This window comes from Pedobacter glucosidilyticus (genome assembly GCF_002483235.1).
GTDB lineage: Bacteria > Bacteroidota > Bacteroidia > Sphingobacteriales > Sphingobacteriaceae > Pseudopedobacter > Pseudopedobacter glucosidilyticum_B.
Window position 1 is genome coordinate 78,724 of sequence record NZ_DLHN01000027.1, and the last position, 11,888, is coordinate 90,611.

Here is an 11,888-nt window from a genome sequence, read left to right on the forward strand (position 1 = left end):
AATAGTTATTGGTCAATAGGGAATAGGATTATTGTCATCCTGAGCGAAGTTGAAGGATAAAAAAGCTTCGACTTCGCTCAGCCTGACATGAAATGATGTTATAGTCTTATTTTTTGTGATTCATAAAAGTCTTAGCCTTGTATAGCTTTTACACCTGGAAGTTCTTTGCCTTCCATATATTCTAATAAAGCGCCACCACCTGTAGAAACGTAGCTTACTTCGTTTTCTAAGCCAAATTTAGCGATAGCTGCCGCAGAATCGCCACCTCCAATTAAAGAGAATGCACCATTTTTAGTAGCAGCTACTATAGCGTCTGCTACAGCCCTAGTGCCTTCTTCAAATTTTTTCATTTCAAAAACACCCATTGGACCATTCCAAAGAATAGTTTTAGAATTCATCACGATGTCTGCATATTTTTTACGGGTTTCTAAACCAATGTCTAATCCTTCCCAATCTGAAGGTATATTTTTGGTTTCTACATATTGCGTATTGGCTGTTTCTGCAAAATCATCCGCAATTAAAGAGTCGGTAGGGATATAAATTTTTACACCTTTTGCTTCTGCTTTCTTTAAAATCTCTAACGCTAGTTCTTGTTTGTCTAACTCTACAATAGATTTACCAATTTCACCGCCTAAAGCTTTCACAAAAGTATAAGTCATGCCGCCACCAATAATTAAATTATCTACTTTATCTAATAATCTTTCTATCAATTGAATTTTATCAGATACTTTAGAACCACCCATAATAGCGGTAAATGGTCTTTCGGCTTTATTTAATACTTTTTCTGCATTTTCTAGCTCAGAAGCCATTAAATAACCAAAATATTTAGCTGTTGGGAAAAATTTAGCGATTACAGCGGTAGAAGCATGTGCCCTGTGTGCTGCACCAAAGGCATCGTTTACATAAACATCACCCAATTGAGCTAATTTCTCTGCAAAGGCTTCATCACCTTTTTCTTCTTCTTTATAGAAACGTAAATTTTCTATCAGTAACACCTCTCCTGCTTGTAAAGCATCGGCTTTAGCTTTTGCTTCTGCGCCTATACAATCATCTGCGAAAGCCACTTCTTTACCTAATAAACTAGATAAATGCTTAACCACATGCTGTAAAGAATATTTGTTGGTAGGACCATCTTTTGGGCGGCCTAAGTGCGACATTAAGATGACTGCACCTCCATCATTCAAAATCTTTTGGATAGTTGGCAAGGCAGCGGTGATACGCTTATCATCGGTTATATTGAAATCAGCATCCAGAGGGACATTAAAATCTACCCTTACTAAAGCTTTCTTGTTTGCGAAATTTAATTTGTCTACGGTATTCATATTTATTATTGTGTTGGATTGTTATTGAATTTTTAAATACATGCATTTATGAGGCCCTATACCGGGAATCTCAAATTCATCAGAAATGAACTCGAAACCTAAGCCTAAATAAAACTTATAAGCTACTTTTCTGGCGTTACACCACAAATAGTTGGCCTTTTTGCCTCGCAAATATACGATTGCAAAATTAATCAGCATATTACCATAACCTTTAGCTCTAAAACCCTCATCTGTAGCCATGCCTCTTAATTGGTAGCCTAAACCTGTAAATCCTTCTTTTGGGACGATATGAAAGGTGGCAATGGAAACCAATTCATTTGCCACGAAATAGCCTAAGTGGAAGCTTTCTTCTTCTTTATCTAGAGGTAATGCGCATTCATCGTTTTGAAGTTTCCCTTCTCTTAAAACTTTATTACGCAAAGGCAAAACATCTTGTGCTGAAATAAACTTGATCATAAGCTTTATTTTTTCGCCATTTTTTGGGCAACATCCACCAACCGGCTAGCGTAACCAAACTCGTTATCGTACCAGCCCACCACTTTTACCATGCCACCTACTATAGAAGTTAGCTGTGCATCAAATACACAGGAATGTGGGTTATCAATAATATCTACAGAAACAATTGGGTCTTCTGTATAATATAAAATATTTTGAAGTGAGCCCTCTGCTGCTGCTTTAAAAGCTTCGTTTATTTGTGCTACAGATGCTGGTTGTTGCTCTAAAATACAGGTAAAATCCGTTAAAGAACCATTTAATACAGGTACCCGGATACCTGCCCCGCCCAGTTTCCCTTCTAATTGAGGGAAGATACTGGTGATAGCTTTTGCAGCACCTGTTGTAGTTGGAATGATGGAAGATGATGCCGCTCTTGCCCTACGTAAATCACGATGTGGGGCATCATGTAGGTTTTGATCGCCTGTCATAGAATGTACTGTGGTGATATAACCTTCTTTGATTTTCCAGTTATCATTTAAAACTTTAACCATTGCAGCCACATTGTTAGTGGTACAAGATGCATTCGAGATGATTTTTGAAGACCAATCTATCTGTTCATCATTTACGCCAAGTACCACAGTTGGGATATCTTTATCTACAGCTGGAGCTGATAATAATACTTTTTTAGCCCCTGCTTCTAGATGTTTATTTGCTAAAGCTCTGGATAAGAATTTACCTGTCGACTCTATCACTAAATCAACTCCTAAGGCCTTCCATGGTAAGTTTTCTGGACTTTTCTCTGCATAAGTTTGGATACTTTTTCCGTTCACAACAATTTCTTGTTGATGATGAATTACGGTTCCTTTGTAATTACCATGCACAGAATCGTATTTAAACAGGTGCGCTAAGGTTGCTGTGTCTGTTAAATCGTTAATGGCAACAACCTCAATATCTTGCTTTTGTAATAGTAATTTTAAAACGGTGCGTCCAATACGCCCAAAACCATTAATGGCTACCCTCATATATGCTCTCAGAAATTTCAGCGAATTTACCTAATGTGTGTGATAAAAAATATTTAATTTTTTTTGTGAGTTTTAGGCTGTTTTCTATATTTGCACACCCAAAGAGATTTGGCCCGTTCGTCTAGGGGTTAGGACGCCAGATTTTCATTCTGGAAACAGGGGTTCGATTCCCCTACGGGCTACCATAAGGGAAAGGTTCTTAAAATCAGAATCTTTCCCTTTTTTTATGCCTTCTAAATTCTTGTTTATCAACAAGATAGTATCGGTAAAAACATTGGTCTGAAGAGTTCGATATCGAATTCCGTCAAAATCCAATTTTCCGGGGTAGATCGAACTTATTAGCTTTCTTTTCCTTTTTACATCTGCATTCCGGTACAATTCATCCAGTTTAGAAAAGCTATCAATAACTTTTTCAAGGAGTTCGTCTATGTTGAATTTTGCTAATGGATTAATGACGGTATTTGAGAGTTTCGCCTCTAAGCGATTGATCAGATCTTCACACTCTGCTTTTATTAATTTATAATCGGTGGGATCAATATCTCCTTCCAAGAGTAGATTCCTGGCTTTGCTAAGTTTTTCGTTATGTTTTGTAATATCTTTTAAGATTGAGCTTTTATCATTAAACTCATTTTTAGTTCGACTTTTGTAAACTGATCTGATTACAAGCCTGAATATTTCTACAGCAGCAGGATTAATAACGAAATCACGCAACTGTTTAATAAAAATTTCATTGGCTTCCACTGCATTATACCTCACACCGCAGGCTGAGGTACAATGGTAATAGTAATAATGATTGTATTTTCCTTTAGAAGCACTGCCTGTAAGCATCCGATGACATTTTGGACAATTGATAAATCCTCTTAAGGGCAAGAGATCAACCGAAACAGCTTTTACTGCGGTCTTACGTTTCTTTCCATTTAAAATATCCTGTACATCATAAAAAAGGCTTTCAGAGATTATCGGTTCATGTTGTCCGTCTACATATTTTAAATCTTCATCTTTATATGCGGGTACAATAATTTTACCACAGTAGACCGGATTCCTGATTAAACGCCAGAAGTTCATTCGCTGGCATTTTAATCCTTTTTCATTCGCCATTTTTCTAATTTGATCGGCTGCATATACTCCTTTAGCAATTTCAGAAAACACCCATTTCATCAGCTCCGCTTCGGGCTGTTTAGGTTCTATATATTTTTTACCTTGTGAGGTAATTTTGTTGGTATAACCTAATGGTGCAGTACTCATCCAACGGCCTTCTTTTCTTGCCCTTCGCATACCATTAAAAGTGTTTAATGCTCTCCGGTCATTTTCTACTTCTGGAGCCGCCAGATAAAAGGCAAGCATCATTTTATTTTCAGGTACAGACAGGTCTAAGGGTTGTTCTACTGCCTGCGGTTCAACACCCAGCTTTCTTAAGGTATTGATCATTGCATAAGCATCACCTGTGTTTCGGCTGAAACGATCCCATTTGGTAAACAGGATAATATTTCGTTTTCCTTTAGTCTTTTTGAGCTCAGCTAACAGCTTAATCCAGGATGGGCGAAGAAAAGTTTTTGCAGAATGATCTTCATAAATTACTTTATGAATGGCAATAGCATTGATCTCGCAGTACTTTCTTAAACGTTCCTCCTGATCGCGTTGGGAGTATCCTCTGTCTGCCTGTTCATCTGTACTTACCCTGATATATAAATCTGCCGTCTTCATTCTGTAACTAATTGATCTATTGACAAGTTAACCAAAAAATCCATGGTTTCCAAGATGTTTTTAGCTTCTTCTATGGTAATAATGATGCCATTCTTTTTGAGAATTTCTATTACGATTTCTGGGTTAATAATGTCTTTGTTATTTTCTGATTTCATTTACGCTCCTTTCAAAAAGAGCAATTTGCAAAGCTTCGATAAAGCCATCTCAACCGCCAGACATACGGTATGTTAAATTTAGTTCTGGTAGATTTTCAAAAAATCACATACCGTATGTTGTGCTATGTGTGTAACACAATAATTTCTTTCTGCAACTTTTGGCTATTCAAATCTAAAGCCATGAGTATCATTAGAAGAATACCCAATAATTATCCAGTATATAGAGGTCAAGTAACACTAATAAAGCATAAATTATTGTCAAAAAAAGATTAACAGTATTTTCAATAGCTTGTAACTGCACGTATATTTGAATTTATCTCTAAGCCTATATACTTGATGATTATCGATTGGAACAAATTACAACCCTATAAAACAACTAAATCCAAGAGTTTTGAGCAGCTCTGTTATCAAATAGCTTCAAAGCTATATTCTGACAAAGGTACTTTCACACCAGTCGACGATAGCGGCGGTGGGGATGGCGTTGAATTTTATTTAACCATGCCCAATGGCATGGAATGGGGATGGCAAGCGAAATATTACGAAGGTTCGGCAAGATTAAGCGTCAGTGGTAGAAAGGCAGCGATCATTTCTTCACTTCAACGAGCAGTAAACAACCATCCTAAAATGGAAATATGGTTTTTATGCTTGACCACTAATCTTACGCCAGATGAACAAACCTGGGTAAATACAGAGCTTAAAAACCATGTCCCGGTTAGTCATCCTGGCAAAATAGAAGTTTGGAATGAGAGTTTTTTACATGAAAAAATAAATCAACCTGCTTTCAACGGATTAAAGCAATCGTTTTTTAACAAACTGGAATTGCCAGTAGATTGGTTTTCAAGAACATTCGAAAAGTCGTTCAGCATTGTAAAGAACAAGTTTGATGACCTGCTGTATGTACCTAATGGAGAGTTTGAATATTATTATGTAAATCCTATTCTTTGTAATGATAAGTTCGTCGAACAGAGGATCGCTTATTATCCGAGAAAACTAGAAGAACTGCTGGGTGATGCAAAGGAAAAACTGGAAAGCCTGCATTACACGACCGATCTTTGGCGGCCATTATTGAGAAAGTATATAGATCGTTATACTGAATTCAATCTGGCGGCCGAAAATTTACTACCGGTGTTGAAAGCCCGGTTGGGAAATATCACACCGAATAATTTTGAAAAATTGATCGGTGACGAATATGAAAATGAGATCGCATATTTTGAATCGATCAAAAACGGTCTTGAAGAGTTCCGCAGGAACTGGCAGCAAAATAACGCCCAAGAACTTACTGAAGATCAAAAGAAAAGCAATTTAGAGCAATTAAAAAAGATATGGCCGGTAGAAAATGTTTATGAAGAATTTATAGAAGAACTTAAATATTATGTTTCACATAGCAGAATACCTGTTGGATGGCGTTCTGCTCATTATTTGGGAAATGGCGGCGACGGAAAAACAAACTTCTCTGTAGCATTAGTTAAGGAATACCTATCATCAAAAATTCCTGCTATTTACATTCCTGCAATTCAATTTACTGGACCTAATCCTTTAAGTGACCAGATACTAATGATGCTTGACATCAAATCGGATTACAGTTTTAGTGATTTACTGGATTGCCTGGATGAACTTGGAAAAATTCATAACAAACGCATCCCTATAGTTATTGATGGATTAAATGAAGCCATCAATGCGCAAGGATTTCTAAATGAGCGGCTTAACTTGGACCTGCCACAAATGGAAGCTGATTTCCTGCATCGAAAAAATTTGGTACTATTGACCACTTGCCGAACTTCCTATAAAGATGCGATATGGGGCGATATAAAGCATGATGACAAGAGATTTCATTCACTATATGGTTTTACAAATCAAGAGGACAAAAAGAAGCTGGTCAGGAATTACTTCAGCCAGTATAAGATACAGGCAGACCTATCTTTCCTCTCATTGGAGCGGTTCACCAAGCCTTTATACTTGAAACTTTTTTGTGAATCTGTCAATAGCGAAAGAAAGGAAATTAAACAGGTTACACTAGGCTTTGACTCCATCTATTCAATTTTTGATAATTTTGTCAGTCTCTGTGATGACAATATTTTCAAAAGAATACAAAAGGCAGGCAGGATAGCACCTACCGCTGCCAATAAAAAGCTGGCTTCAAAAGTGATGGCCGAGATCGCTGCAATATTATGGCAACAACATCAGCGCGCATTATTGTTGGATGATCTAATGGCTATTGCTGATGGTCAAACAAAACCCGACTACAAGGATTCGGTGACCAAAGCCTTACTGGATGAAGAGTTGTTGTTTATCCGTAACTGGCACAATGGGCAGGAGCATGTTTTTTTGACGTACGATCTGATGGCGGGTTATTTTATCGCCAAGCACTTAGTGGATACCGTTACGGACTTTACCACATTTTTTAAAGATGAGCAAGTTGAGTCGCTGATCGGTGATGATTATCATAAACTCCATCCTAACCACGAAGACATAATCGATGGTTTATGTAGTTTGTTGCCGATCAAGAAAGGCATCTTCGTACACGACCTGATTACCAAGCCGGGAAAAGACCAAGCCCAGTCCCCTATAGAAAAGAGGTTATTCGAACGGTCGATTGCTGCTACTATTTTACTTTCGCCGGAATATATTACACCTGAACAGGTGATATATTTTAATGCATTATCTGGGCACTCTAAAAATCTGATCAGACTGATTGGCCTAAGTGAGGACGTGCTTTTTGTTTCTAACCACCCCTTTAATTTTAAGTTTTGGTCAGTAAAGCTCGCTGGACTACCTATGAATGAAAGGGATACTGTATGGTCTGAATACCTGAGAAGTTTGAGAGAGGGTTTTTTAGATGACCTGATCACAGAATTTGAAGCCTTACAAACTAGCGCTTCACTTACACAGGAACAAAATGAAAAGATATATCTGGTTGCCGACTATCTTAAATGGACATTTACTTCAACCAATAAGAATCTTAAAGGTAAAGCCGGAGATGCGTTATATCAGTTCGCGATAAAGTTCCCCTCAGTTTTTCTCACAGAATTCTACAGTTCGGCGAAAATAAATGACCCATCCGTATTTGAATGGATGATGGTTATTCTTTATAATACCTGTATCTATCTAGTAAAAAGCAATAAAGAAAATCATAAAAATGACTTGCTCAAACTTTCTGTATTTCTCCAAAAAGAGGTACTCGGTATAGGAGGAACTCATGCAACTAACCATCTGGTTACCAGGAACTACGCTTATAGCATTCTAAAATTGTTATCCCGCAAGTTCCCTGAAGCAGCGGTAGATATTAAGGACATCAGAAAAAACTTTAAGGATATAGGCACCATAATCTGGGAGGAGGCCGAAGACCTGAATGAAGGAGAATATCGGGATGGCAATGCTCTTATTGACTACTATTTCAATAAAGAAAAAATGCCCTACATCTCGCGTGGCCGTGGCAATGAATATAATCGAACACCGGAATACCTTGCTGTTCAGGCAAAGTTGCGTTGGCGCGCTTATCAGTTGGGCTACAAATTTGAACTGTTTGGCGAACCTGATATACAAATTGCTAAATATAAGCACTGGGGCGAATCATTTGCCAGCACTGAACGATATGCTGATAAATATATCGAGATCGCCTTTCTTGAATATTGCGGGTATCTTGACGGCCTGGATGATTTGGAATCCTATGATGATATAGGCTACCTGCGCACATTTAAACTTAAACATGATCCGAGCGATATCGACGAGCCCTTACCATCGACGAGATTTGTTGAAAGGGATTTTATTGATGCCAATATCTCGTTATCTAAATGGTGTGCTGATCATTCCGCACCTGATGTCTCGGAATTTCTTGAAAGGACGGCCTTTCAGGAAAAAACTGGAAATTGGGTTTTACTGCACGGATTGGTACACCAACATAAAAAGCTTAAGGAAAGGCAGTTCTATTTCAAAGTAGACACTGTTTTTGTGCGGAATAAAGATTTGGCGGAAGCAAGGCTGGCTTTCAGCGATAAAACAGAATTAGGGCGCGCCAATAACAGCATTCCCTATACAAATAACATACATGAATCCGAGATCCCCGACGCAGATAGCATCCCGTACAATGAATTTACAGAGTGGAACTATAGTTTGGAATCTGAAATTATTGACAGGGAATATACCAAGATCGTTCTGATTGAAAATGGTAAGCGATTGATGGAAAAGGAATCAGACCAGCTTTGGGACATGATTATAAGGCAATTACATTTTTTAAATCACCCCAGGACGAACATATCAGGATTTTCCATGCCCATGATCCGGTTTAAGGCACCTGAATCCGATGAAGATGAGAGTTTGGAGGATGCATTCAAGCGTTTGAATATTGAATTGGAAGAAGAGAAATTCACCAAACAGGAGCCACGCGAAATAGATAAAACCATTGATGTTTTTATACCTGTTCGCTATCATAAAGACAAGGTTTACCTGTGTAAAAACATGATAGATGAACTGGAATTGTCAAGCCCCTACGGGATCGCTGATCTAAATGACCGGAATGGTGAACTGGCCAGCTTCAACTATACCTATGAAGTAGAATATGTTGACCAGGAAACTTTCACCTACCTGAGAAAAGATCTATTAAATAAATATCTCCAGGATAATGAATTGACCCTGTTCCAGATCGTTTGGGGTGAGCGGGACTATTATCCTATCGATGGAAATTGGGATACGGACCGAAAAAGAGCACAAACCAGAAAATGGGCACCATTTTATCGGGCAGTAGAATATAAATTTAAAGTATGAAATTACTCAATGAGGGAAACTTCTGCTATCTGTCAGGGTTTAACTTTGGACTTGCACGATATGCAGATCATTGTTGGGTATTGATTGGATTAAACGACAAAAACGATCTCATTGAAAAGGTTATAACACATAATGAAACTCTGGTACAGAATCAACGCTACCTTATCAAAAAAGCATACTCTATCTGAAAAATAAGGCTAAAAAATATGATTTGATATGCTTCCAAAAATAAACCTCAATAATCTAAAAAAATGCTTAGACAGGCTTAGAAAGTTGGATTTGTCTATTATCTCTTACCCAGAGATCATCGATATTATGAATAAAGAGATCGTATTACCCATCCTCGTGACAGAAGTTCGTGCTGGTAACTATATTGAACGGATACGGATTAATAAGGAGGACGAAATATTTACCTCTAAACAGGAGTTGTCTTATCGTACTGATTTTGAAAATATCAAGACCTTTGGTAGGGCCAACTCACCCGGTTTTTCTATATTTTATGGTACAGTAATCAGCAGTCCGATCCAATTATCAAGAATCGTTGCCTTAGCAGAAACAGATGAATTGTTAAGAAGCCAAGAAAAAGGTAAAGTTGATAAGGATATTTTCACGACTGTAAGCAAGTGGAAGATCACAAAGAATATGCGGCTCGCTGAAATGGTATTTAAAAAGGACCGAATAGTCACAACTCCGGAAATTGAAAAAGCATATCAGTTCCATTTAAAAGTATTTCGTGAAAATATGCAAGAAGAGGAGGTGCAAATGTTGATTTCAATTTTGGAGTTCTACTCGGAGGAATTCGCGAAAGCAGATATTGTTACTGATTCTGATTACAAGATCAGTGCTGCTTACGCTGAAAGCGCATTTAAAACTGGAAGTATTCAAGGCATTATTTATCCAAGTGTGAAAACTGATTACGAGGGTAGTAACGTCGCATTGTTGCCTAAAACAGTAGATGAACATTTGCAATTTGAAGAAGCACTTATCGTTCACGTTCAAATCAGAGGTAAAAAGGTGTTCCTCGATAATTTATATCGAACAGGTATCGTAGAAGCAAATGTTAATGATCTGGGATGGTACAAAATGGAGTCAGCATCGGAAGAATTAAAAAATAAGTTCTTTAGAACATAACAGCTGATAAACTAATAACTATGTCAATCAAAAAATATTTAAATCAGGCAACACAAATTTTGATGTGTGGGACAAGCAGTTGGAAGAATATTTTTTGCCCAATATAATCCTAACGATATAAATAAAAAAGAACACGAACGGATATTTTTTCAGACCAACGAGTTATTAATAGATATAGCATCTAGCTTTTTTGTTTACGGAAAATTTAAGGATAAGTGGGATACTTCAAAATGTAATCTGAATTACTCAGGGCAAAACTTGCTCCTGAAATCAGAAAAAATGGATATAACATTTAATTGGAGCTTGGCTGGAAATGAATTTTATATGGATTCTTTTATCATGTATCCGGGTAGTCTAAGGTATATGACAGATGACTTCTGGTCAGTGTTTATAGAGTTGAAAGGTTTAGGAAAGTTTAAGTATTTTGGTTCGGGGCACCTAAACGGGCAGAAAAGATAATTTTTCGAAAACAAGACTAGTACCATTTTTCAAGTGTTTAGGAAATTCATGCTATACCAAATAGAGAAGATGAATGATACTGATTATCAGCAACCGCCTACGATATTGGACATTATTCATTGAAGTGGATGTAGACGCGCCATGGACGGAATTGCTCGAAAAATCGTGAAAGGCATTTAAGTCGCTTTATTTAATTAACTATCAGCTTTGAAAGAAAGACTATTTAGTGAAGAAAAAAGCTGCAAAATCAAATAAGAGTCACTAGATTTATTCAAATCATATTCGCCTGTTAAATCAATTCTCGTTCACTTTTATCAAAGATATTCATTTTCAAGCCATTTTTCTGTGTTTGCATCTCCTTTTTAGATAAAAGTCGTTTGGTTTCTGAAAACAACTTTCTAAAACCGCTTATGAATTTACTTCCACATAAAATATGAATCACTCGAGTTCATAGTTCAAGCAGTTTGTTATATTTTCTTACACGATTAAAACTTTTCATATTCCATACTTTTTTGTAAAGTAATAATTTAAACTAAGGACAAAAATAAATTGCTTACCGTAAGTCTGGCGTAACAAGCTCTTCTTATATTCTTTCCAAACTTTGGCTAATTCATATTTAAAGAGCTATGAACAGTAACAAAAGAATATCTAGTTTAAAAGGTCGTGATTTCAACGGTACGCCCTACGCCAAGATCAAACATGTCAGTAAGGAATTAGGTCATAAAATCCGGCAGCTTTTGCGTTCGTTTATCCCACTGAACCAACCGGAAAACGAAGCCCAAACCGGTCAAAAAAGCCAGCCTTGACTGAAAGTATTTTATAGACACTTTTAAACAATTAACAGAGTACAAACCAAAGTTCAAAAGCACTTTCGGAAGGTCAACGTTGGCCCACGTGGG

General features: G+C 37.2%; 9 protein-coding genes and 1 tRNA gene. 5 read left to right on the plus strand and 5 right to left on the minus strand.

Annotated elements, in window-relative coordinates:
• Positions 1-131: 131 nt before the first annotated feature.
• Genes B2745_RS11855 through gap form a run of 3 tightly spaced genes read right to left on the minus strand, consistent with a single transcriptional unit; the run spans position 132 to position 2,779 of the window.
• The gene (locus B2745_RS11855; RefSeq protein ID WP_304066823.1) at positions 132-1,322 is read right to left on the minus strand and encodes a phosphoglycerate kinase; all 1,191 of its coding nucleotides are present in this window, start codon (positions 1,320-1,322) and stop codon (positions 132-134) included.
• A gap of 21 nt (positions 1,323-1,343) precedes the next feature.
• On the minus strand, positions 1,344-1,778 hold the full coding sequence (locus B2745_RS11860; protein WP_304066825.1) for a GNAT family N-acetyltransferase: 435 nt from the start codon (positions 1,776-1,778) through the stop codon (positions 1,344-1,346).
• Positions 1,779-1,783: 5 nt separating this feature from the next.
• Positions 1,784-2,779 (minus strand): type I glyceraldehyde-3-phosphate dehydrogenase, encoded by a 996-nt coding sequence (gap, locus tag B2745_RS11865; protein ID WP_304066827.1) that lies wholly within the window; start codon positions 2,777-2,779, stop codon positions 1,784-1,786.
• Between the two features lie 110 nt (positions 2,780-2,889).
• On the opposite strand from gap, the gene B2745_RS11870 reads away from it, so the two are divergent.
• Positions 2,890-2,964 (plus strand) — tRNA-Glu (locus B2745_RS11870).
• On the opposite strand, the gene B2745_RS11875 is transcribed toward B2745_RS11870, so the two are convergent.
• Positions 2,924-4,483 (minus strand): recombinase family protein, encoded by a 1,560-nt coding sequence (locus B2745_RS11875; RefSeq protein ID WP_304067081.1) that lies wholly within the window; start codon positions 4,481-4,483, stop codon positions 2,924-2,926. The two genes, B2745_RS11870 and B2745_RS11875, sit on opposite strands and share 41 nt — an antisense overlap.
• A complete protein-coding gene (locus tag B2745_RS11880; protein ID WP_304066829.1) occupies positions 4,480-4,638 on the minus strand; it encodes a hypothetical protein in 159 nt (52 codons plus the stop codon). Before B2745_RS11880 ends, B2745_RS11875 begins: the two co-directional genes overlap by 4 nt.
• Before the next feature lie 336 nt (positions 4,639-4,974).
• Here B2745_RS11880 and B2745_RS11885 point away from each other — a divergent pair, with 336 nt between their 5' ends.
• The 4 genes from B2745_RS11885 (at position 4,975) to B2745_RS11900 (ending at position 11,795) form a co-directional block, all read left to right on the plus strand.
• Positions 4,975-9,399, plus strand: a complete 4,425-nt coding sequence (locus B2745_RS11885) for a hypothetical protein (protein WP_304066831.1) — start codon at positions 4,975-4,977, stop codon at positions 9,397-9,399.
• 216 nt (positions 9,400-9,615) lie between these two features.
• Entirely contained in the window at positions 9,616-10,530 is a 915-nt protein-coding gene (locus B2745_RS11890; protein ID WP_304066833.1) for an RES domain-containing protein, read from the plus strand.
• 66 nt (positions 10,531-10,596) lie between these two features.
• A complete protein-coding gene (locus B2745_RS11895) occupies positions 10,597-10,989 on the plus strand; it encodes a hypothetical protein (RefSeq protein ID WP_304066835.1) in 393 nt (130 codons plus the stop codon).
• A gap of 626 nt (positions 10,990-11,615) precedes the next feature.
• Positions 11,616-11,795 (plus strand): hypothetical protein, encoded by a 180-nt coding sequence (locus B2745_RS11900; RefSeq protein WP_304066838.1) that lies wholly within the window; start codon positions 11,616-11,618, stop codon positions 11,793-11,795.
• Positions 11,796-11,888 lie beyond the last annotated feature (93 nt).

What these genes read in the sequence shown, in the direction of transcription:
- B2745_RS11855 (WP_304066823.1), bottom strand. Translation starts at nt 1,322, where the DNA reads ATGAATACCGTAGACAAATTAAATTTCGCAAACAAGAAAGCTTTAGTA.
- B2745_RS11860 (WP_304066825.1), bottom strand. Translation starts at nt 1,778, where the DNA reads ATGATCAAGTTTATTTCAGCACAAGATGTTTTGCCTTTGCGTAATAAA.
- gap (WP_304066827.1), bottom strand. Translation starts at nt 2,779, where the DNA reads ATGAGGGTAGCCATTAATGGTTTTGGGCGTATTGGACGCACCGTTTTA.
- B2745_RS11875 (WP_304067081.1), bottom strand. Translation starts at nt 4,483, where the DNA reads ATGAAGACGGCAGATTTATATATCAGGGTAAGTACAGATGAACAGGCA.
- B2745_RS11880 (WP_304066829.1), bottom strand. Translation starts at nt 4,638, where the DNA reads ATGAAATCAGAAAATAACAAAGACATTATTAACCCAGAAATCGTAATA.
- B2745_RS11885 (WP_304066831.1), top strand. Translation starts at nt 4,975, where the DNA reads ATGATTATCGATTGGAACAAATTACAACCCTATAAAACAACTAAATCC.
- B2745_RS11890 (WP_304066833.1), top strand. Translation starts at nt 9,616, where the DNA reads ATGCTTCCAAAAATAAACCTCAATAATCTAAAAAAATGCTTAGACAGG.
- B2745_RS11900 (WP_304066838.1), top strand. Translation starts at nt 11,616, where the DNA reads ATGAACAGTAACAAAAGAATATCTAGTTTAAAAGGTCGTGATTTCAAC.